Origin of the sequence: Pseudomonas sp. MF5691 (assembly GCF_016405645.1) — a bacterium.
In the GTDB taxonomy this organism is placed as follows: Bacteria; Pseudomonadota; Gammaproteobacteria; order Pseudomonadales; family Pseudomonadaceae; genus Aquipseudomonas; species Aquipseudomonas shahriarae.
This window is the reverse complement of sequence record NZ_JAEKDC010000032.1, coordinates 25,849-47,690: the sequence shown is the minus strand read 5'-3', so window position 1 is coordinate 47,690 and position 21,842 is coordinate 25,849. Positions and strand designations below refer to the sequence as shown.

Sequence of the window (21,842 nt, the reverse complement as noted above, 5' to 3'; positions counted from 1 at the left end):
CATGGCCGATGCATTCCTTATCGGCGCTTTGGTGAAGGGGTGGGACGAAGTCTCCCACGGTCTGTACTGGCTAGAGTCAGATGCTGGCTTTTAGTCCCACCACCCCTACAAGTCTAACCATACAAGCTGGCTTGCCTGCGATGGCGGTGGGTCAGTTGCCAGAAGCAGTGAATGGGCTGTCGCTATCGCGGGCAAGCCCGCTCCCACAGGGGTCTGCGTGTGGTAGAGAATTTGGGTACCGCCACAATTCAAATGTGGGAGCTGGCTTGCCTGCGATGGCGGTGGGTCAGTTGCCAGAAGTAGTCACTGGACTGCCGCTATCGCGGGCAAGCCCGCTCCCACAATGGGATTTGTGTCAGCCGCAGTTACGCCCATTCAGCGCGCAATTGCCGGGCAGCTGTAACCATGTGAATCAACGCCGCTTCCGTCTCCGGCCAGGCGCGGGTCTTCAGGCCGCAGTCGGGGTTGACCCATAGGCGCTCGGCCGGGATGCGCTGGGCGGCTTTGCGCAGCAGGTTGGCCATTTCCGAGGCGTCGGGCACCCGGGGTGAGTGGATGTCGTAGACCCCCGGGCCGATGTCGTTCGGGTAAGCGAAGGCTTCGAACGCGTCCAGCAGTTCCATGTCCGAACGGGAAGTCTCGATGGTGATCACGTCGGCATCCATCGCCGCGATGGACTCGATCACGTCGTTGAATTCGCTGTAGCACATATGGGTATGGATCTGGGTTGCGTCACGCACACCCGAGGCGCACAGGCGGAACACTTCGGTGGCCCAGTCCAGGTAGTGCTGCCACTGGGCCCGGCGCAGGGGCAGGCCTTCACGGAACGCCGCTTCATCAATCTGTACGATCTTGATGCCCGCCGCTTCCAGGTCCACCACTTCGTCACGGATCGCCAGCGCCAGTTGCCGGGCCTGCACTTCGCGGCTCACGTCTTCGCGGGGGAATGACCACATCAGCATGGTCACCGGGCCGGTCAGCATGCCCTTCATGACCTTGTCGGTCAGGCCTTGGGCATAGCGGATCCACTCCACGGTCATGGCTTTCGGGCGGCTCAGGTCGCCGAAGATCACCGCCGGTTTCACGCAGCGAGAGCCATAGCTCTGCACCCAGCCAAAGCGGGTAAATACATAGCCGTCCAGCTGTTCGGCAAAGTACTCGACCATGTCGTTACGTTCGGCTTCACCGTGCACCAGCACGTCCAGGCCAAGGTTTTCCTGCACTTCAACGGCGTGCTTGATCTCGCTGTGCATCGCCTCGACATATTCGGCCTCGCTTAACTTGCCGGCCTTGAACGACTGGCGCGCCAGGCGGATCGACGCGGTCTGCGGGAACGAACCAATGGTGGTGGTCGGGAACAGCGGCAAGTCGAGGCCGGCGCGCTGCTGGGCGATGCGCTGGGCAAACCGCGACTGGCGCTGGCTGTCCTTGGCGGTGATAGCCGCCACGCGGGCCTGGACCGCCGGTTTGTGGATACGCGGCGAGGCCCCGCGGGCCGCTTGCACGGCGCGGCTTTGGGCCAAGGCAGCAAGCACGTTCGGCGCTTCGGGCTGGTTGATGGCCTGGGTCAGCACCGCGACTTCTTCACACTTTTGTACGGCGAAGGCCAGCCAGCTTTTCAGCTCGGCGTCGAGCTTGTCTTCACGCCCCAGATCCACCGGGCTGTGCAGCAGCGAACAGGACGGCGCAACCCACAGGCGATCACCCAGGCGTTCATGGGCGTGCTGCAAGGTAGCCAGGGCATTTTCCAGGTCGCAGCGCCAGACGTTCCGACCGTTGACCACCCCCAAGGACAGCACCTTATAGGCCGGCAGACGGTCGAGAATCGTCGGGTACTGGTCAGGTGCGCGCACCAGGTCAATGTGCAGGCCATCGACCGGCAAGTTGGCCGCCAGGCCGAGGTTTTCTTCGAGCCCGCCAAAGTAAGTGGCGACCAGTTTTTTCAGCGGGTCACGCTGGATCAGGTTGTAGGCGCGTTCAAACGCGTTTTTCCAGTCCTGGGGCAGATCCAGCACCAGGATCGGCTCGTCGATCTGCACCCATTCCACGCCCAGGTCCGCCAGGCGCTGGAAGATCTGCCCGTACAGCGGTAGCAGGCGGTCGAGCAGGTCGAGCTTGTCGAAGTCACCGCCCTTGGCCTTGCCCAGCCACAGGTACGTCAGCGGCCCGATCACCACCGGCTTGACGGTGTGCCCCAGGTCGCGGGCCTCCTGGACTTCTTCGAACAATTGGTCCCAGCCCAGGTGGAACTGCTGGTCCGCGCTGAATTCAGGCACCAGGTAGTGGTAGTTGGTGTCGAACCACTTGGTCATTTCCTGGGCGTGGGCACCGCCGCAGCAGCTGTCGCTGACGCCACGGGCCATGGCAAACAGGGTCTTGAGGGTGGCATGCCCGTCAGCCGGGCGGAAACGCTCGGGGATCACACCAAACATCAGCGAGTGGGTCAGCACCTGGTCGTACCAGGCAAAATCCCCAGCCGGCAGCAACTCGATGCCGGCCTGTTTCTGCAAGTCCCAGTGGGTCTTCCGCAATTCACGGCCGACGGCGCGCAGACCGGCTTCGTCCAGCTCACCCTTCCAAAACGCTTCCTGCGCTTTTTTCAGTTCACGATCGCGTCCAATGCGCGGAAATCCAAGGGAATGAGCGACAGCCATGACAAAAACTCCAATGTGTTGGTATGGGAGCTATTGTCGGCAGCGGGTCATAATGAGACAAACTCATTTTACTGTAGATGATCACGAATATCGCTCATGATCGACCTGCCCCAGGCGTTTTATGGAGACGGCTGAACGTGACGGAAGTCCCACCAACTGGCAGAAACTGGTTTTTTCTTGACCTCGGGTGGATAGAGCGAGCGGACAAAGTTGATATCACCCTCGGAGAGCTCATTGTTGTCCCCAATAGCATCTCCACTGTTGAGCCAGGATGAATTGAAACCATAATGCATGATGGATTTACGATCATAGTCAGATGACACAACATCGGAAACCAACGGCCCAAAATTCGCTTTTAGTTCTTTCTCCCCACCTTTATCCATGTAGGTTTTCTTGACTTCGGACCAATTGATATCCAAATCATTGTTTTCGTGCTGATGTTCATGTTGCAACCCCAAAACATGACCGAACTCATGCTGGATCGTACCGGCGTTATAAGCATTCGGCCCACCCTTGAGGCCGATGACCATTGTAGGTTTGTCGGGCGGTACATAGAGCGAGCGGGTACCCAAGTACGAATGCCCACCGGAAATATCGTTGTCTGCGGCAATCCGGATATCCCCGTCGGCGGCGTCAGTGAACTCAAAGTGCAGATTGACGTGAGGCGCCCATTTGTTGATGTTGGCTTTGGTAAACTCTTCTTGCGCTTTACTCATGCCCATCAGGGAAATTCTTATGACTGAGTGTTGTGGCCATAACGCCGAAGCTGACGCCACCCCACGCTTTTGCCTGGAAGACGCAGCAACCTCCCCCTTGGCAGTTTGATCGGCGTTCTCGTTGGGCAGGTAGTCCGGTGGATAGACAGATAAGTGAGCGTTCAGTTGGACAGTCAAAGTCGTAGCTCCAGCAGCGATGTATTTCCCATTACGTCGTAATTCGGCGCTATAGGTTCCACTGGGGCCATGACAAGGGTTTACGCGTGACGATCAAGCGTGCGCCTGGCGACTAAACCACTGCCTGACCGCCTGGCCACAGGGTTATGGACCCATTTGCTGACCAATACCTGAGTGGCCTGTAGGCCCAAGCCTGCAAATTCCGCTGACTAACCTTTCGATCCTGAGCAAGTGCGGGCACAATGCCTGTCCTTTTTTGGCAGGCTCCGCCGCAGGCTCTGAAAAATGATCAAAACCCCGTATTACCTCATCGACAAACAGAAGCTTCTGGTCAACATGCAGAAGATCGCCTACGTGCGCGAGCAGTCCGGCGCCAAGGCGCTGCTGGCGCTCAAGTGCTTTGCCACCTGGTCGGTGTTCGACCTGATGCAGGAATACATGGACGGCACCACGTCCTCGTCGCTGTACGAGCTCAAGCTCGGTCGCCAGAAGTTCGAAGGTGAAGCCCACGCCTATAGCGTGGCCTGGGCCGACGATGAGATCGAGGAGATGCTCGACAACTGCGACAAGATCATCTTCAACTCCATCAGCCAGCTGCAGCGCTTTGCCGAGCGCAGCGAGGGCAAGACCCGCGGCCTGCGCGTCAACCCGCAAGTGAGCAGCTCCGATTACCTGCTGGCTGACCCGGCGCGCCCCTTCAGCCGTCTGGGCGAGTGGGATCCGGTGAAGATCGAAGGCGTGATCGAGCAGATCTCCGGCTTCATGTTCCACAACAACTGCGAGAACGGTGACTTCAACCTGTTCGACCAGATGCTGAACACCATCGAAGAACGTTTCGGCGCACTGCTGCACAAGGTCAACTGGGTCAGCCTCGGCGGCGGCATCCACTTTACCGGCGAAGGCTATGCCATCGACGCGTTCTGCCAGCGCCTCAAGGCCTTCTCGCAGAAGTACGACGTGCAGGTGTACCTGGAACCCGGCGAAGCAGCGATCACCAACAGCGCCTCCCTGGAAGTGACCGTGCTCGACACTCTGTACAACGGCAAAAACCTCGCCGTGGTCGACAGCTCCATCGAAGCCCACCTGCTGGACCTGCTGATCTATCGCCTCAACGCCAAACTGGCGCCAAGCGATGGCGAACACACCTACATGGTGTGCGGCAAGTCGTGCCTGGCCGGTGATATCTTCGGCGAATATCAATTTGATCAGCCGCTGGCCATCGGCGATCGACTGTCGTTCATCGACACGGCAGGCTACACCATGGTCAAGAAAAACTGGTTCAACGGCCTGAAAATGCCGTCCATCGTAGTGAAACAACTCGACGGTACAGTCGAAGTGGTTCGTGAATTTGGTTACGACGACTACCTGTCCAGCCTTTCGTAAAGCGGACAGATAAAGGAGAGATAAAGCAATTGAAAAAGAACGTTCTTATCATTGGTGCAGGAGGTGTCGCCAAGGTGGTGGCCCACAAGTGCGCGCAGCACAACGACGAACTCGGTCGTATTGCTATCGCGTCGCGCAACATCTCCAAATGCCAGGCCATCATCGACAGCGTCAAGGCCAAGGGTAGCCTCAAGGTACCCGCGCAGATCCAGGCCTTTGCCCTGAACGCCCTGGACGTGGAAGCGACCAAGGCACTGATCCGCGAAACCGAATCGCAGATCGTCATCAACGTCGGCTCCGCCTTCCTCAACATGTCGGTACTGCGTGCCTGCATCGATACCGGCGTGGCTTACCTCGACACCGCCATCCACGAAGAGCCGGGCAAGGTCTGCGAGACCCCGCCGTGGTACGGCAACTACGAGTGGAACCACCTGGAGGAATGCAAGCAGAAGAACATCACTGCGATCCTCGGTGTGGGTTTTGACCCAGGAGTGGTCAACGCCTATGCGGCGCTGGCGCAACAACAGCATTTTGACCGCATTGATTCGATCGACATTCTCGACGTCAATGCCGGCAGCCACGGCAAATATTTCGCCACCAATTTCGACCCGGAAATCAACTTCCGCGAATTCACCGGGCAGGTGTGGAGCTGGCAGAACAGCCAGTGGACCAGCAACACCATGTTCGAAGTAAAACGTACCGACGACCTGCCGGTAGTGGGTTCACAGAACCTGTACCTGACCGGCCACGATGAAGTGCACTCGTTGTCGAAAAACCTCGACGTGCCCAACGTGCGGTTCTGGATGAGCTTTGGCGAACACTACATCAATGTGTTCACCGTACTGAACAACCTCGGCCTGCTCTCCGAGAAACCGGTCACCACCGCCGAAGGCCTGGAAGTGGTGCCTTTGAAACTGGTCAAGGCCGTGCTGCCTGACCCGTCCTCGTTGGCACCGGGCTACACCGGCAAGACCTGCATCGGCGACCTGGTCAAGGGCACCAAGGATGGCCAGCCACGCGAGCTGTTCATCTACAACGTGGCCGACCACGAAGACGCCTTTGCCGAAACCGAAAGCCAGGGCATCTCCTACACCGCCGGCGTACCACCGGTAGCCGCTGCGCTGCTGGTGGCCCGTGGCGAGTGGGACGTGCAACGCATGGCCAACGTTGAAGAACTGCCAGCCGAGCCGTTCCTCAAGGCACTGGACGTGATGGGCCTGCCGACCCGTATCAAGGACGAAAAAGGCGACCGCGCCTGGGATGCTATCGCCTGATAGCGTCTTGATTGACGGATCGCTCCCACGTCCTGTGGGAGCGATCAAAAACATTGCCCGGATCGTTGCATGGGCGGATATCAATGTTGCCAGTGCCTAAGCTATCGCAGGCAAGCCAGCTCCCACAGGGTTTATCGGTGTTTGCAGGATCTGCGCACATTCACGTGGGCGTCCTACAGCGAACTCGTCATGCCAGCTGGCCCAAATTAATGTGGGAGCTGTCGAGCCCCAGCGAGGCTGCGATGGCGGCAGTATTGCTGGCATTGATGCTGGCTGACCCACCGCTATCGTAGCCTCGCTAAAGCTCGACAACTCCCACAGGGTTTATCGGTGTTTGCGAGATCTGCGTCTTTGAACGCTGGAGCTCTGGAGCGAGCACGCTATTAACGCTGCCCCAAAACAATGTGGGAGCTGTCGAGCCCCAGCGAGGCTGCGATGGCGGCAGTACTGCTGGCATTGATGCTGGCTGACCCACCGCTATCGTAGCCTCGCTAAAGCTCGACAACTCCCACAGGGTTTATCGGTGTTTGCGAGATCTGCGTCTTTGAACGCTGGGGCTCTGGAGCGAGCACGCTATTAACGCTGCCCCAAAACAATGTGGGAGCTGTCGAGCCCCAGCGAGGCTGCGATGGCGGCAGTATTGCTGGCATTGATATTGGCTGACCCACCGCTATCGTAGCCTCGCTAAAGCTCGACAACTCCCACAGGGTTTATTGGTGTTTGTGGGATCTGCGCACCTTAACGCGGGCGTCCTACAGCGAACACGCAATGCCAGCTGACCCAAATTAATGTGGGAGCTGTCGAGCCCCAGCGAGGCTGCGATGGCGGCGGTACTGCTGGCATTGATATTGGCTGACCCACCGCTATCGTAGCCTCGCTAAAGCTCGACAACTCCCACAGGGTTTATCGGTGTTTGTGGGATGTGCGCACCTTAACGCGGGCGTCCTAAAGCGAACACGCAATGCCATCTGGCCCAAATTAATGTGGGAGCTGTCGAGCCCCAGCGAGGCGGCGATGGCGGCAGTATTGCTGGCATTGATGTTGGCTGACCCACCGCTATCGTAGCCTCGCTAAAGCTCGACAACTCCCACAGGGTTTGTCGGTGTTTGCGGGATCTGCGCACCTTAATGCTGGCGTCCTACAGCGAACACGCAATGCCATCTGGCCCAAATCAATGTGGGAGCTGTCGAGCTCCAGCGAGGCTGCGATGGCGGCGGTACTGCTGGCATTGATGCTGGCTGACCCACCGCTATCGTAGCCTCGCTAAAGCTCGACAACTCCCACAGGGTTTATTGGTGTTTGTGGGATCTGCGCACCTTAACGCTGGCGCACCAGATGCTTCCTACATCCGTTTCAGGTTGTCCCTCGGAAAGGTGCTGACTAACCTTCCCGTTGCCGCTGCCAAATCAGCGGCCGGATTTGACCGTCCGACCAAACCAGTACGCTACAGCACCCCAGACCTATTTCAGGCGTTTTTCTTATGTCTGATGTATCGTGTCGCGGCAGCTGTGCGCGGGATACCTTCGGGTATGCCGGAATCACTGGTTTCCGGTCGGTCAACCCGCGTACAGCTGCCACCCTACTCGTTTGACCGCGAACGGTGGCAGCTCCACCTACCAGGAGCTTCACCATGATCAAACACAGCCCCAACCCCCCACCCAGCTACGATGCCAGTCTTCTGCGCGATGCGGTGGATCGTGCGATCAACCACTATCTGCACCCCGAGCCCCCCACCCCAACCGCTCAACCCAGCGACCCGGCGTCAGCAGCATTATTTACCGTGCGCACCGACCTGGACGCCGAAACCCTGCTGATCAATGCCTCGCAAGACCTGGCGTCGATCAACGTGATCGCCACGCACCTGGCCTTTGAAGTCGACGGTACGCACCGCAGCGTGGCGCTGGGCCTTTGCCGGATGCTCGAAGGCGTGCAGCTAATGGTCGACCAGGCGCTGGATGGCTGCGCACAACCGGCCCTGTAGAGCTGGAATGCCGTTTTATGTAGGAGCGAGCTCGCTCCTACAACTACCGGTTGTTGCACCCCCCCTCGCACAAAAGGTAGTATTGAGAACGATTCACAATACCACCCTGAGAAAGTCGACCCGTGCAGTCACCTCCAATCCGCAAGCTGGGCTTCTTTTTCAACGACCATCACCGTTGGCTGCTGCAACATATCCAGCATCGCGTGCGTAACCATGCCGATGCCGAAGACACCGCCGCCGATACCTTCTGCCAGATGCTCGCCGCCCGGGTCGACCCCGACAGCATCGAGCAACCCCGGGCCTATCTCTCGACCATTGCACGCCGGCTGATTTTTGATCGTTACCGCCGTAGCCGTCTGGAAACCGCCTACCTGGAACGCCTGGCCGCTGCCCCCGAAGCCTTGGCGCCCTCCCCCGAAGACCAATTGCAACTGATCCAGGCCCTGGTGGCGATTGACCGTGCCCTCGACGGCTTGCCGCTGATCGTCAAGGCCACGTTCCTTTATAGCCAGCTGGACGGCATGAGTTACGTGGCGATTGCGCGCAAGTTGCAGTTGTCCGAGCGCACCGTCAGCCGCTACATGAAACAGGCCCTGCGCCAGTGCTACCTGGCCGAGCTGGCCCCGTGAGCAAGGCGCGCCTGGACCCGGTCAGCGAGCAGGCCATCGACTGGATGGTGCGCCTGCGCGCCGGCAAACCGGATGCGCGGATGCAGGAGCGCTTCAATGCCTGGCTGGCCCTGGACCCGGCTCACGCCCAGGCCTGGGCCCGTTTGCAGGAGCGCCTGGGCGGCTCGTGGAACACCCTGCGCACCCTCGAAAAACGCCTGCCCGGTGAAGCGCGGCAAGTGCTGTTGCAGCCCCATGGTTCGCGGCGTGACGTGCTGCGCGCCATCGGCGGCCTGGGACTGCTGGGCGGCGGCCTATGGCTGGCGGCGCGCAGCCCGCTGGGCGACAACCTGTTGGCCGACCTGCACACCGCGCGCGGCCAGCGCCAGACATTCACCCTGGCCGATGGCAGCCGCCTGAGCCTGAATGCGCAGAGCGCGGTGGATGTGCAATTCGACCCACACCAGCGCCTGATCATCCTGCGCCACGGCGAACTGGTGATTCAGGTGGCGGCCGACGCGCAACGGCCGCTGCGCGTGCGCACTGCCCAGGGCAGCATCCAGGCCCTCGGCACGCGCTTCCTGGTGAGCCAGGAACCGCAGGCTACACGGCTGGTGGTGCTGGAACACTCGGTGCAGGCGACCCTGCGCAACGGCGTGCAGCGCACCGTGCTGGAGGGCCAAGCCGTAATGCTGCAGGCCGATCGCATCGAGCCGCTGGCCGGCAACCAGGGCTTCCGGGCCGACTGGCTCGCCGGGCACCTGAGTGTGCTGGACGACTCCCTGGAACAGGTGGTCAACGCCCTGCGCCCGTACAGCCGTGGTTTTGTGCGCGTCGATCCTCAGGTGCGCGACTTGCGCGTGCAGGGGGTGTTCCCCCTCAACGACCCGCACCGCGCCTTCGGCGCCCTGGCCGAAACCCTGCCGATCCGGGTCGATCACTACAGCCCGTGGCTGACCCTGATTCGCGCCAAATAACCCGGGCAACATTTTTTATGCAAATAACTCTTATTTGTGTCCGGTTTTCATTTTTCGTCCCACCTATCTCCTGACACGTCCACACCTTCAGGAGAATGCTGTGCTCAACCCTTGGCCCCACGCCCTTTCTGTCGCCGTTGCCCTGGCAACCCTGGCGAGCCCTGCCCTGGTGCAGGCGCAAAGCCTGTCTTTCAACCTGCCGGCCGGCCCGCTGGCGCAAACGCTGAACGCCATTGCCAGCCAGAGCGGGCGCATTGTGTCCCTGGACCCGGTGCTGGTGCAGGGCAAGCAGGCCAATGCCGTGATTGGCCAGATGCCGGCCGAACAGGCCATGGACCGTGCGTTGTCGGGCAGCGGCTTGCAGTTGCGCATCACCGAGCAAGGTAATTTCAGCGTCGAGCCTGCCACCGACACGGGCAGCGCGCTGCAATTGGGCGTGACCTCGATTGTCGAGCACAGCATCGACCCCACCACCACCGAAGGCAGCGGTTCCTACGCCGCACGCGCGGTGACAATCGGCAAGGGCACCCACACCCTCAAGGAAATCCCCCAGTCGATCACGGTGATGACCCGCAAGCAAATGGATGACCAGGACCTGGTCGACCTCAAGGACGCCGTCAACCACACCACCGGCCTGGTGGGCGTGCAAGGTGTGGGCAAAGGCATGATCATCACCTCCCGCGGCTTCCAGATCGACGACTGGCAGTACGACGGCGTGCCGATCCCGCGCAATACCTACGCCCTGGGCAACTGGGCGACCCAGGACATGATTTTCTTCGACCGCCTGGAAGTACTGCGCGGCGCCTCCGGCCTGCTGCAGGGCACCGGCAGCCCCGGTGGCGCAATCAACCTGGTGCGCAAGCGCGGGCAGACGGCGCCCACCGTGGCCCTTACCGCCAAGGCCGGCAGTTGGGACCACTACGGCCTGCAACTGGACGCCGGCGGCCCGCTGAACCAGAGCGGCACGATCCGTGGGCGGATGGTGGCCGACGAAGACCAGAGCGATTCGTTCATCGACTACGAATGGAGCAAGACCCACTCGCTGTACGGCGCCCTGGACTTCGACCTGCAGGAAGACACCACCCTGGGCCTGGCCGTCAGCCGCACCAATGCCGAATCCCGGCCGATGCTGCGGGGCCTGCCGCGCTACAGCACGGGCAAGTCGATTGACCTGTCACGCTCCACCTTCAGCGGCTCGCGCTGGAACCACTCGCAGATCGACGTCACCACCCTGTATGCCGACCTGGAGCATCGCTTCAACGACGACTGGAAGTTCAAGGTCGGCGCGGTGCGCATGAGCGAAGAAAACACCTCCACCCACCAGCGCGTGCAGAGTACCGGCAACGGCATCAACGCCGACGGCACCGGGTTGACCTATGCCGATTGGTACACCGATTTCGACGGCACCAAGATCGGCCTGGACACCCACCTCACCGGGCGTTTCGAAGCACTGTCCATGGCCCAGGAAATTACGCTGGGCGGCAACTATTCCAAATACACGTCCAACGACATCATTGCCCGGACCTTCAATAAAAGCACCGACAACATCTTCGACATCGACAACAACCGCCCCGAAATCAGCTACGAGGGTCTGATGAACACCCCCGGCGGCAGTGCAACACCGAGCAAATACGACATCCGCCAAAAAGGCCTGTATGGCAGTTGGCGCGTCAAGCCCATCGACCCGTTGACCCTGGTACTCGGCGCCCGTGTCAGTTGGTATGACTACAGCTATACCTCCTCGGGCATCGCGGCGGTAACCCACGCCACCACCGTCAACGACCCCAGCACCACCAACGAAACCGGCGAAGTCACGCCCTACGCCGGGATCGTCTACGACCTGAGCCGCGAGTGGGCGGTGTACGCCAGCTACACCGACGTGTTCGAGCCACAGACCCAGCGCAACCTCAGCGGTGCGGTGGTCAAGCCGGTGATTGGCAGCAACTACGAAGTCGGGCTCAAGGGCGAACTGCTGGACGGGCGGGTCAATACCTCCCTGGCGCTGTTCCGCTACGACCAGGAAAACCGTGCGATCACCGACTACTCCCTGGGTGAAATCTGCGGCGGCACGTACTGCGCCACAGGCTCAGGCAAAGTCCGCAGCCAGGGCCTGGAAGCTGAAATCAGCGGTGAAGTGTTGAGCGGCCTGCAACTGTTTGCCGGCTATACCTACAACACCACCAAGTACCTTGAGGACCGGGATAACAAGGGCAAGGTATTCAGCCAGTGGACGCCCAAGCATATGTTGCGGGTGTGGGGCGACTACCAGTTCAGTGGCGACTGGAGCAAGGTCAGCGCCGGGTTGGGCTTTACCACCCAGAGCCATACCCTGGGGTATGAGTACAACTATGACGTGGCGGGCTACACGGTCTGGAACGCGCGGCTGGCGTATCAGATGACGCCGGAGGTGGGCTTGGCGGTCAATGCCAACAACCTGTTCGACAAGACCTACTACGCCTCAGGGTACAACCAGTTGAATGGCAACAACTTCTACGGCGATCCGCGCAATGTGATGTTCAGTGTGAAGTACACGCCGCAGTTCTGATGGGCTGACACAACGATGGCGCTCCTGTGGACGCCATCGCTGGCGAGCTGGCTGCTGCGAACGCCGCTCACCTTATTCGCGTGGTCCACCCTGCCCAAACCGATAAATCGACAGGCAGTACAACCCCAGCGCCGCCACCGCCAGCAAGCCCCCCGCCGCGCCAATCCAGGCAAAGCCGAAATGCCCGCCGACCCAACTGCCCAGCAGCGCGCCGCCGCCGATGCCGATGTTGTAGATCCCGGAAAACATCGCCATCGCCACATCGGTCGCGTCCGGTGCCAGCACCAGGACCTTGGACTGCAGCGCCAAGCCAAAAGCCATGATCGCCATGCCCCAGAACACGCTCAGCACCACCAGGTACGAAACGTCACCACTCAACGGCAACAACAGCCCCAGGCACAGCGCCAGCACCGACACGGCCACCAGCAAAAAGCGGTAAGGGTTGAAACGGTGCAGCAAGCTGAACAGTAACGACCCCATGATCCCCGCCCCGCCAAACACCAGCAGCACCAGGGTCACCGCATTGCCCCCCAGGCCCGCGACGCGTTCGACGAAGGGTTCGATATAGCTATAGGCGGTGAACTGGGCCGTGACCACCATGGCCGTCAACACGTACAGCGCCACCAGCGCCGGGCGCTTGAACAGCATCGGCAGGCTGCGCAGCGAGCCGGAGTTCTGGCTCGGCAACAGCGGCAAGGTGCGCGCCAGCCAGAACACCAGCACAGCGGCAAACCCGGCGATCACAATAAAGGTGGTGCGCCAGCCCATGGCCTCGCCCAGCAGACGGCCCAAAGGAATGCCCAGGACCATCGCCAGTGAGGTGCCCGTGGCCAGCAAGCCCAGCGCCTGCACCTGCTTGCCCGGCGGCGCCAGGCGTACCGCCAGGGAGGCGGTGATCGACCAGAACAGCGCATGGGACAAGGCAATGCCGATGCGACTGACCATCAACAAGCCAAAACTGTTGGCCACGCTGGAGAGGATATGGCTGGCGATAAACATGCCGAACAGCACAATCAGCAACTTGCGCCGCTCGACGTTGCGGGTCAGCAACATCACCGGCAGCGACGTCAATGACACCACCCAGGCATAGATGGTGAGCATCAGGCCGACCCGGGCGATCGGCATGTCGAAGCTGGCGCCGATGGCACTGAGCAGGCCGACCGGGACGAACTCAGTGGTGTTGAACACAAAGGCCGCCAGCGCAAGGGCGATGACCGGCTGCCAGTTGGCTTGAGGTGTGGTGGTGGAAGTACTCATCGACAGGTCGTTTTACTCAGTTGCGCGCCGATCCTGACGGCCCGATGCCTGCCCTTGAGCGGCGCCGAAAAATAGTAACACGATGGCTCAGGGATCGACTTGCGCCATGATCTCGGGAATCGACTCCGGGCGCTTGGCATAGCGCTGGGCCAGTACCGCGCAGACCATCAACTGGATCTGATGGAACAGCATCAGCGGCAGGATCAGCACGCCCATGGTGCTGCCGGCAAACAACACCTGGGCCATTGGCACCCCGGTGGCCAGGCTTTTTTTCGAGCCGCAGAACAGGATGGTGATGCGGTCTTCCTGGTTAAAACCGAACGCCTTGCCCAAGAGCGCGGAAGCCATCAGCACCAGCGCCAGCAGGATGCAGCAGGCCACCACCAGGCCGCCCAGCTCCCACAGGGGGATCTGGTGCCAGATGCCTTCGTTGACCGCCTCGCTGAAGGCGCCGTAGACCACCAGCAGGATCGAACCCTGATCGACGAATTTCAGCCAGTTTTTATTGCGCCCCACCCACGCACCGATCCAGCGTCGGGCGATCTGCCCGGCAATAAACGGCAGCAGCAATTGCACGCTGATCTTGAGAATCGCATCCACCGTGGAGCCGCCGTCGCCATGCACATTGAGCAACAAGGCCACCAGCAACGGCGTAAGGAAGATACCGAACAGGCTGGACGCCGCCGCGCTGCAAATCGCCGCCGGGATATTGCCCCGCGCCAGGGAAGTAAAGGCAATCGCCGACTGCACCGTGGCCGGCAACGCACATAAGTAGAGCATGCCCATGTACAGGTCTTTGCCGATCATCGGCGACAACAGCGGCTTGAGCGCCAGGCCCAGCAGCGGGAACAGCACGAAGGTCAGGCTGAACACCAGCAGATGCAAACGCCAGTGCCCGGCACCGGCGACGATGGCCTGGCGCGACAGCTTGGCGCCATGCAGGAAAAACAGCAGCGCGATGGCCAGGTTAGTCACCCAGCCAAACGCCACGGCGGCCTGGCCGCTGACCGGCAACAAGGAGGCGAGAACCACCGTGGCAATCAGGATCAGGGTGAAGTTATCAGGTAAAAACCGGGGGCGTTTCATTAGCTGTTCTTCCAGGGGTTGCCAGGGCGTCGTGGCGACTCTAACGTAACGGCTGCTTACCGACTAACGCCAATGAGCCAGTAAATGCCGCCAAAAGGACATGAAAAGGCCGTTCGCCGCAGCATCCCCGGGCTCGCCAGCCTGCCGCGCCCGGTGTATGGCCGCACCGAATCCCTGCCCAACCGCGCCCTGACCCGCCGCCATAGCCACCCGTGGGTGCAGTTGTCGTACGCGATCTGCGGGGTACTGGAAATCCACACCAGTGCCGGGCGCTTTGTCGCCCCGCCGCAGCGCGCGGTGTGGATCCCGGCGGGAGTGCCCCACCGCGTGTTCAGCTCGCCCCACACCGAAATGCGCAGCCTGTACCTGGACTGCAGCGTGACGACCTGGGCCGTGGAACGTTGCCAGGTCCTGGCGGTAAGCGACCTGCTGCGCGAGTTGATCCGCCGTTTCAGCGAACTGCCGGTGGAATATGCCGAAGACGGCCCGGACGGGCGCCTGGCCCTGGTGCTGCTGGACCAGTTGGCCGCCGCGCCGCAGGTTGACCTGATGCTGCCCCTGCCTGTGGACAGCCGGCTGCGACAGATCTATCGCAGCCTGAGCCTGCACCCGGAACAGGCGACGACCCTGGGGCAGTGGAGCCAGAAGTTAGGGGTCAGTGAGAAAACCTTGAGCCGGTTGTTCTTGCGCGATACCGGCCTGACCTATCGCGCCTGGCGCCAACGGCTGCGACTGCTCAGCGCCCTGCCCGACCTGGAACGCGGGGAACGGGTGACGGATGTAGCGCTGGGCTGTGGGTATGAATCGGTTTCGGCGTTTATCGCAGCGTTTCGCCAGCAGTTTGATGCGACGCCAGGGGAGTTTTTTCGCTGATTGAATACCGCGGCTTTTGACCGTCCACAATCCCCCTGTGGGAGCGGGCTTGCTCGCGAAGGCAGTGTGTCAGTCGATAAATTCAGTGACTGAACCACCGCCTTCGCGAGCAAGCCCGCTCCCACAGTGGATCTTGGCCGGGCACAGAGTTTTGTGCCACACCACCCATCAAATGTGGGAGCTGGCTTGCCTGCGATGGCGGTGGGTCAGCCGCCAGCAACAGTGACTGAACTGCCGCCATCGCGGGCAAGCCCGCTCCCACAGGGGATCTCACTGGAGCAGATGATTTTGGCCCCACCACAAATCAAATGTGGGAGCTGGCTTGCCTGCGATGGCGGTGTACCTGTCATCAATGAGAGTGACTGGACCACCGCTGAATCGCGGGCAAGCCCGCTCCCACAGGGGATCTTGGCCGGGCACAGCGTTTTGGCCACACCACCCATCAAATGTGGGAGCTGGCTTGCCTGCGATGGCGGTGTACCTGTCATCAAAGAGAGTGACTGGACCACCGCTGAATCGCGGGCAAGCCCGTTCCCACATTTTTGACGTCAGCGCAACAAAGACGAACTCGCCCGCACCTGCAGTTGCGGCGCCACCTTGATCGACTCGACAGCCTCGCCCTCGATGCGCTTGAGCAGCAGTTCAACCGCATGGCGGCCCATCTCTGCCAAGGGCAGGCGCACGCTGGTCAGGGGAACCATCAGTTCATTGGCCAGCGGTATGTCATTGAAGCCCACTACAGCAATGTCCTTGCCCGGCATCAAGCCCTTGTCACGCGCGGCGCCCATCAGGCCGATGGCCAGGAAGTCATTGACCGCAAAAAACGCCTGGGGCCGTGGGTTCAGGCTCAGCAGATACTCGCCCTGGCGATGCCCGGTCAGGCTGTCAAAAGGACCATTGAGCGTCCACTCCGGGCGTAGCGTGATGCCTTGCTCACGGTAATAGCGGGTAAACCCACGGGTGCGATCCGCCCCGGTCGAGGCGTGCCGCTCACCCGCCAGAATGGCCACATCGCGACAGCCCAATTGGTACAAGTGCTCCGCCGCCAGCCAGCCGCCCAACTCATCGTCACTGCACGCCGCCAGATGCCCGGCAATCTGCCGGCTGACCAACACGTAGGGGATGTGCTTGCGCGTCAACAGGTCGAGCAGCGGCTGGCTTTCGCCCACATGGGAGTCACCGACGATCAGCCCGGCCACCGAGCGGCGCAAGGCGTGCTCGGCACGCGCCATCTGGCGTGGCTGCTGGTCGTCGGTATTGGAAACGAAGGTGAGGTAGCCGGCCTGTTCGGCGGCACTGTCGATGCTGTCATAAATGGTCGCCATCACCAGGTCGGTGAGCCTGGGCATGAGCACACAGATTTCCTGGCTTTTGCGCAACTTCAGGCTCGATGCCTGGGTGTTCGGCCGGTAATCCAGCTCTTTGGCCAATGCACGAATGCGCGCCACCACTTCGGCCGAGGCCGCTCGCTCGACCCCGGCCGGGTCGCCATTGAGTACCCGGGACACCGTGGACACATGCACGCCCAGTGCGGTCGCCATGGATTTCAGGGTGGCAGGGCGAGATGGGCTCGGCATGGTGGAGAGGCTTCCAACTGTCTGATATTTAGCGCGCAGATTCTACCCGAACGGGCGTGTCGCAGCCGCAGGTAAATTTTTACCCAAACGTTTGACTAAAATTTTTACGAGCCTTACATTTCGCCAACCCAAACGTTTGGGCAAACAATAAAAAATACGCCGGACGCGGCCGACTTTTTGACTTCTGCCATCATTTTGAAGAGTCAGATCCTTATGAACAGCCCCGCTATCCCGTCTTTCCGCTACCAGATTTTCTTCCTGATCATGCTGATGGCACTGCTCAACTACATCGACCGCGGCGCGATTGCCTATGCGTCGGCGAGCATTCTGCCCGAGTACGGTTTCGACAAGGCCGACTGGGGCAACGTGCTGGGATACTTCGGCTACGGCTACATCCTGGGGGCATTGGTCGGTGGCATTCTGGCCGACCGTTTTGGTGCCAAGCGCATCTGGCTGATCGCCGGCGCCACGTGGTCGATCTTTGAAATTGCCACGGCCTTTGCCGGTGACTTCGGGCTGGCGTTCCTCGGCGGCTCGGCCATGGCTGGTTTCGCCACGATCCGCGTGATGTTCGGGTTTGCCGAAGGTCCGGCGTACTCGGTGATCAACAAGAGCGTGGCCAACTGGGCCACGCCCAAGGAGCGCGGTTTTGTGGTTTCGGTCGGCCTGCTCAGCACCCCCTTGGGGGCACTGCTCACCGCACCAGTGGCCGTGGGCCTGCAAACCCTGACCGGCAGCTGGCGCAGCATGTTCGTGGTGCTGGGCGTGGCCAGTCTGGCGCTGCTGATCTATTTCATGACCCGTTTCACCAACACTCCGGATGAAAACCCGCGGGTGTCCAAGGCCGAACTCGACTTCCTGCGTAGAGAGCGCGCCGAAGCCGCCAATGCCTCGACCCCCACCACCAGCGTCGCGCCGGTCTGGCACTTCTTCAAGAACAAGGACCTGCTGCTCAATGCCATCGGTTACTTCTCGTTTGTGTACGTGACGTTCCTGCTGCTGACCTGGACCCCCAAATACCTGCAGGATGAGTTCCACTACAACCTGTCGTCGCTGTGGTACATGGGCATGATCCCGTGGACCGGCGCCTGCTTCACCGTGCTGCTGGGCGGCAAAATATCGGACTGGCTGCTGCGCCGCACCGGCAACCTGAAAGTCGCCCGCAGTTGGCTGGCCGCGACCTGCCTGCTGCTGACAACCCTGTGTTTCATCATGGTGTCCCAGGCCCAGACCGTCTGGGGCGTGATTGCCTTGATGACGTTGGCCAACGCCTTGAACGCCCTGCCCAACTCGGTCTACTGGGCCGTGGTGATCGACACTGCGCCGTCCAATCGGGTTGGCGCCTACAGCGGCATGACGCACTTTATCGCCAACACCGCTTCGTTTATCGCCCCGATGCTCACGGGCTACCTGACCGTGCATTACGGCTATTCGTCGATGTTCGTGGCCGCCGCAGTGGCCACGGCGCTGGGCATGAGCGCGATGCTGATGGTGCGCCCAGGCGGTCGCCAGGTCGCCCCACCCTCTGTACCTGCAGCTGTTTGATGGAGTTGTTTATATGAGCCCGGTGAAGCCTACCCACGCTGGATATTTTTGCGGTCAGTCGATCATCACGCTGGCCGCGCGCCTGCGGACTGGCAGCGTGACCAGTGTCGAGCTGACGCAAGCCGCCCTGGACAGCATCGAGCGCTTGAATCCGCGATTAAATGCGTTCGTTCAAGTCGATGCCTGCGTCGCCCTGGCCCAGGCGCGCAAGGCCGACGCGCTGTTGGCCCAAGGCCTGGACCTGGGCCCGCTGCACGGCATGCCGGTCGCGGTCAAAGACAACATCGACACGTTTGACTACATCACCACCTACGGCTCCGCGCATTTCGAGGGTTTCCAGCCGGACCGCGATGCCCTGTGCGTACAGCGGGTGCGCGAAGCCGGGGCGGTGATTATCGGCAAGACCCTGACCCACGAATTTGCCTACGGCCCGACCGGCGACCGCTCGTTGCAAGGTGCTGCACGCAACCCATGGGATGCCCGTTGCATCACTGGCGGCTCCAGCGCCGGCAGTGCGGCGGCGGTGGCCAGCGGCATGGTGCCGCTGGCCCTGGGTACCGACACCGGCGGCTCGATCCGGATCCCTTCGGCCTTGTGCGGCACGGTCGGCTTCAAGCCCTCGTTTGCCTGCGTGCCGGTGGACGGGGTGTTCCCGCTGTCATCGAGTCTCGACCACGTAGGCCCCATCGCCAACCATGTCGAAGATGCGCGCCTGTTGTTCGAGGTGTTGGCCGGACGCGCCGGTACGCCTGCAACCCACCCGCAGCCGCTGCGGGTTGGCTGGATGACTTGCCCCAGCTTCGGCCCGGTCGACGCCGATGTGCATCAGCAGGTCTATGGGGCGGCGCAGCAGCTGTTTGGCGACGCACTGCAGGAGACCGACGAACTGCACCACCTGGCGGCGGGCATGAAAGACACCCTGCTGACACTGCAACGTGCCGAGGCCTTCGAGGTGCATGCCGAACGCATGCGGGATGCGCCGCATAAGTTTGAACAGGAGGTACGCGAGCGTCTTGAGGTATCGGAGGAAGTCAGAGGCTGGCAATACATTCGCGCACAGGCCAGCCAGGCGCAGTACAAAGCGGCGATGGCGCGCCTGTTCGAACAGTATGACTTGCTGGTTTCGCCCAGCGTGCCGATTACCGCGACCGAGGTGAATGCACGCGAGGTGCGGGTGGGCGAACAGGACATTGATGTACGCGCCGCCGTGCTCAGCTATACCAGTGCCTGGAACCTCACCGGCCTCCCCGCGCTCAGCCTGCCGGCGGGGCACGTCAGGGGCATGCCGGTGGGGTTGCAGGTGATTGGCGCCGCTGGCGCGGATGATCGGCTGTTGCAGGTGATGAGCAGGCTGTTTGTGCGGGAGTAAGGGCAAGACCCCACAGGTTGAATGTGGGATCAGGTCTTCAGCCTATTCGCCTGACGAAGCCAGAATCGCCTGCAACAACACATCCGCCCCCGCTGTGGACCAGTGCGGGTGGATCTCTTCCGCCTCGTTATGGCTCAAGCCATCCACACACGGCACAAAAATCATCGCCGTCGGCGCGACCTGGTTCAGGTAGCAGGCATCATGCCCGGCTCCGGAAATCATGCGCCGATGGCTATAGCCCAAGGCCTCGGCCGCAGCCTGCACCACGTCCACGCAGTCTTTGTCGAAGGCAATCGGTGCGTACTGGAAGATCTGCTTGACGCTGGCCTGCAAGCCAATCCCCTCGGCGATGCGCGCCACTGCTGCGTGCAGTTGCTGATCCTGCACGGCCAGCACCGCTTCATCGGGATGGCGGAACTCGACGCTGAAAAACACCCGCCCCGGCACCACGTTGCGCGAGTTGGGGAAGATATTGGCCATGCCCACCGTTGCCCGCCCTTCGGCGCCTTGGGCCAGGCCGATCTGGTTGACCGCCTCCACCACCCGGGCAAAACCCAGCAGTGCATCCAGGCGGTGATCCATGGGCGTGGTGCCGGCATGGGCACTGCGCCCGCTCAGCTCGACTTCATACCAACGCTGGCCCTGGGCGCCGGTGACCACACCGATGGTCAGGTCCTGGGCCTCAAGGATCGGGCCTTGCTCGATATGCAGTTCATACGCCGCATGCACCGCCTGGCCGCCCACGGGGTGCGGGCCGGCGTAGCCGATCTGTTGCAGCGCCTGGCCGATGCTCACACCGGCCTTGTCTTCGCGGGACAAGCCGTACTCCAGGTCAAACACCCCGGCATACACCCCCGAAGCAATCATCGCCGGGGCAAAGCGCGAGCCTTCTTCGTTGGTCCAGTTGACCACCTCGATCGGCCGGTCGGTCTCGATGCCCAGGTCGTTCAAGGTGCGCAGCACTTCCAGGCCGGCGAGTACGCCGTAGATGCCATCGAACTTGCCGCCCGCCGGTTGCGAGTCACCGTGGGAGCCGGTCAGCACCGGGGCCAGGTGCTCATGCCGGCCGGCGCGGCGGGCGAAGATATTGCCCATGGCGTCCACACGGATGCTGCACCCGGCCGCCGTGCACCAGGCCACGAACAGGTCGCGGCCGCGCCGGTCTTCGTCGGTCAGGGCCAGGCGCGAGACGCCGCCCTTGGGCGTGCCGCCGATCTGCGCCATTTCCATCAGCGAGTCCCACAGGCGCTCGCCGTTGACCCGGGCCAGGGCGCTCACGAGCGCGGCTCCCGGGGCTTGGCGTGGTAGCGGAAGTCACAGCTTGGCGCGCCGCCCATGATGGTCTGGGTGCGCGTCAATTCAATATTGGGGTTGTAGCCGACGATAAACAGCTCGTCGCGGTTGCACGACAACAGGTGGCCGATCTCGCCCAGGCCCATCTCGTGGTACATCTCGGCATAGCGGCAGCGCTTGACGTCATAGTCGTAATGCTCGGCGTCGCTGGCGATGATCTCGACTTTCAGCGCGTCGTCCTTTTCCCACAGCACTTGCAGCTCAACGAAGCTCTTGAGGTCGGCGCCCTGCTCTTCCTGGGCGGCAAAATGCTTGCCGGCCTGGATCGCGGCGTTGCCCACCGCTTCGCCAATCACCGCTGCGGCAAAGGCCTTGCCCTGCTCGCGCACGAGGATTTCGTAGATCGGCTTGATGATCTCGGCTTCGATGCGCCGGCGGGCCAGGATGCCCAGTTCACCTTCGAGTTTGCTCATTGCATGCCTCATTCAAATGGCTACGAAGATCCAATGTTGGTGCTCCACATGTAG

Annotated in this window: 16 protein-coding genes; 9 read left to right on the top strand and 7 right to left on the bottom strand. The window is 61.5% G+C overall.

Annotation, left to right across the window (positions count from 1 at the left end; all coding sequences use genetic code 11):
* Window positions 1-365 precede the first annotated feature (365 nt).
* Entirely contained in the window at window positions 366-2,654 is a 2,289-nt protein-coding gene (gene metE / locus JFT44_RS26595) for a 5-methyltetrahydropteroyltriglutamate--homocysteine S-methyltransferase (protein ID WP_057959871.1), read from the bottom strand.
* A gap of 119 nt (window positions 2,655-2,773) precedes the next feature.
* Window positions 2,774-3,547, bottom strand: coding sequence for a M12 family metallopeptidase (locus JFT44_RS26590; protein WP_076964783.1), 774 nt, complete (start codon window positions 3,545-3,547; stop codon window positions 2,774-2,776).
* A gap of 285 nt (window positions 3,548-3,832) precedes the next feature.
* Here JFT44_RS26590 and JFT44_RS26585 point away from each other — a divergent pair, with 285 nt between their 5' ends.
* From JFT44_RS26585 to JFT44_RS26560, 6 genes are all read left to right on the top strand, one after another.
* The gene (locus JFT44_RS26585; protein ID WP_057438683.1) at window positions 3,833-4,930 is read left to right on the top strand and encodes a carboxynorspermidine decarboxylase; all 1,098 of its coding nucleotides are present in this window, start codon (window positions 3,833-3,835) and stop codon (window positions 4,928-4,930) included.
* A gap of 29 nt (window positions 4,931-4,959) precedes the next feature.
* Window positions 4,960-6,204: a saccharopine dehydrogenase family protein gene (locus JFT44_RS26580; RefSeq protein ID WP_057438684.1), complete on the top strand. Its 1,245-nt coding sequence runs from the start codon at window positions 4,960-4,962 to the stop codon at window positions 6,202-6,204.
* 1,630 nt (window positions 6,205-7,834) lie between these two features.
* Window positions 7,835-8,185 carry a DUF6124 family protein gene (locus JFT44_RS26575; protein ID WP_198831415.1) on the top strand — a complete coding sequence of 117 codons (351 nt, stop codon included), beginning with the start codon at window positions 7,835-7,837 and terminating at the stop codon, window positions 8,183-8,185.
* A 122-nt stretch (window positions 8,186-8,307) separates the two neighbouring features.
* Window positions 8,308-8,814, top strand: coding sequence for a sigma-70 family RNA polymerase sigma factor (locus tag JFT44_RS26570; protein WP_057438686.1), 507 nt, complete (start codon window positions 8,308-8,310; stop codon window positions 8,812-8,814).
* A complete protein-coding gene (locus JFT44_RS26565) occupies window positions 8,811-9,770 on the top strand; it encodes a FecR domain-containing protein (RefSeq protein ID WP_076964782.1) in 960 nt (319 codons plus the stop codon). The genes JFT44_RS26570 and JFT44_RS26565 overlap by 4 nt, the downstream gene beginning before the upstream one ends.
* Before the next feature lie 100 nt (window positions 9,771-9,870).
* Window positions 9,871-12,315: a TonB-dependent receptor gene (locus JFT44_RS26560; protein ID WP_076964781.1), complete on the top strand. Its 2,445-nt coding sequence runs from the start codon at window positions 9,871-9,873 to the stop codon at window positions 12,313-12,315.
* A gap of 72 nt (window positions 12,316-12,387) precedes the next feature.
* Here JFT44_RS26560 and JFT44_RS26555 read toward each other — a convergent pair whose 3' ends face one another.
* Together JFT44_RS26555 and JFT44_RS26550 are read right to left on the bottom strand one after the other, a co-directional pair.
* Window positions 12,388-13,572, bottom strand: coding sequence for a sugar transporter (locus JFT44_RS26555; protein ID WP_057959876.1), 1,185 nt, complete (start codon window positions 13,570-13,572; stop codon window positions 12,388-12,390).
* Between the two features lie 87 nt (window positions 13,573-13,659).
* Complete coding sequence (locus JFT44_RS26550) at window positions 13,660-14,658, bottom strand: bile acid:sodium symporter family protein (protein WP_076964780.1); 999 nt, start codon at window positions 14,656-14,658, stop codon at window positions 13,660-13,662.
* 84 nt (window positions 14,659-14,742) lie between these two features.
* Between JFT44_RS26550 and JFT44_RS26545 the strand changes: the two genes are divergently transcribed.
* A complete protein-coding gene (locus JFT44_RS26545) occupies window positions 14,743-15,531 on the top strand; it encodes a helix-turn-helix transcriptional regulator (protein ID WP_076964779.1) in 789 nt (262 codons plus the stop codon).
* 548 nt (window positions 15,532-16,079) lie between these two features.
* Here JFT44_RS26545 and JFT44_RS26540 read toward each other — a convergent pair.
* Window positions 16,080-17,108: a LacI family DNA-binding transcriptional regulator gene (locus JFT44_RS26540; protein WP_076964778.1), complete on the bottom strand. Its 1,029-nt coding sequence runs from the start codon at window positions 17,106-17,108 to the stop codon at window positions 16,080-16,082.
* A gap of 213 nt (window positions 17,109-17,321) precedes the next feature.
* On the opposite strand from JFT44_RS26540, the gene JFT44_RS26535 reads away from it, so the two are divergent.
* On the top strand, window positions 17,322-18,653 hold the full coding sequence (locus tag JFT44_RS26535) for an MFS transporter (RefSeq protein ID WP_076964777.1): 1,332 nt from the start codon (window positions 17,322-17,324) through the stop codon (window positions 18,651-18,653).
* Between the two features lie 13 nt (window positions 18,654-18,666).
* Window positions 18,667-20,022, top strand: a complete 1,356-nt coding sequence (locus JFT44_RS26530) for an amidase (RefSeq protein ID WP_076964776.1) — start codon at window positions 18,667-18,669, stop codon at window positions 20,020-20,022.
* Window positions 20,023-20,064: 42 nt separating this feature from the next.
* Here the strand turns inward: JFT44_RS26530 and JFT44_RS26525 are convergent, their stop codons facing one another.
* Both JFT44_RS26525 and JFT44_RS26520 read right to left on the bottom strand, forming a co-directional pair.
* Window positions 20,065-21,300, bottom strand: coding sequence for a Zn-dependent hydrolase (locus JFT44_RS26525; protein ID WP_076964775.1), 1,236 nt, complete (start codon window positions 21,298-21,300; stop codon window positions 20,065-20,067).
* Entirely contained in the window at window positions 21,297-21,788 is a 492-nt protein-coding gene (locus tag JFT44_RS26520) for an L-2-amino-thiazoline-4-carboxylic acid hydrolase (protein ID WP_057438692.1), read from the bottom strand. The genes JFT44_RS26525 and JFT44_RS26520 overlap by 4 nt, the downstream gene beginning before the upstream one ends.
* Window positions 21,789-21,842: the final 54 nt, after the last annotated feature.

What these genes read in the sequence shown, in the direction of transcription:
- JFT44_RS26545 (WP_076964779.1), top strand. Translation starts at nt 14,743, where the DNA reads ATGCCGCCAAAAGGACATGAAAAGGCCGTTCGCCGCAGCATCCCCGGG.
- JFT44_RS26550 (WP_076964780.1), bottom strand. Translation starts at nt 14,658, where the DNA reads ATGAAACGCCCCCGGTTTTTACCTGATAACTTCACCCTGATCCTGATT.
- JFT44_RS26535 (WP_076964777.1), top strand. Translation starts at nt 17,322, where the DNA reads ATGAACAGCCCCGCTATCCCGTCTTTCCGCTACCAGATTTTCTTCCTG.
- JFT44_RS26585 (WP_057438683.1), top strand. Translation starts at nt 3,833, where the DNA reads ATGATCAAAACCCCGTATTACCTCATCGACAAACAGAAGCTTCTGGTC.
- JFT44_RS26530 (WP_076964776.1), top strand. Translation starts at nt 18,667, where the DNA reads ATGAGCCCGGTGAAGCCTACCCACGCTGGATATTTTTGCGGTCAGTCG.
- JFT44_RS26520 (WP_057438692.1), bottom strand. Translation starts at nt 21,788, where the DNA reads ATGAGCAAACTCGAAGGTGAACTGGGCATCCTGGCCCGCCGGCGCATC.
- metE (WP_057959871.1), bottom strand. Translation starts at nt 2,654, where the DNA reads ATGGCTGTCGCTCATTCCCTTGGATTTCCGCGCATTGGACGCGATCGT.
- JFT44_RS26575 (WP_198831415.1), top strand. Translation starts at nt 7,835, where the DNA reads ATGATCAAACACAGCCCCAACCCCCCACCCAGCTACGATGCCAGTCTT.
- JFT44_RS26540 (WP_076964778.1), bottom strand. Translation starts at nt 17,108, where the DNA reads ATGCCGAGCCCATCTCGCCCTGCCACCCTGAAATCCATGGCGACCGCA.
- JFT44_RS26555 (WP_057959876.1), bottom strand. Translation starts at nt 13,572, where the DNA reads ATGAGTACTTCCACCACCACACCTCAAGCCAACTGGCAGCCGGTCATC.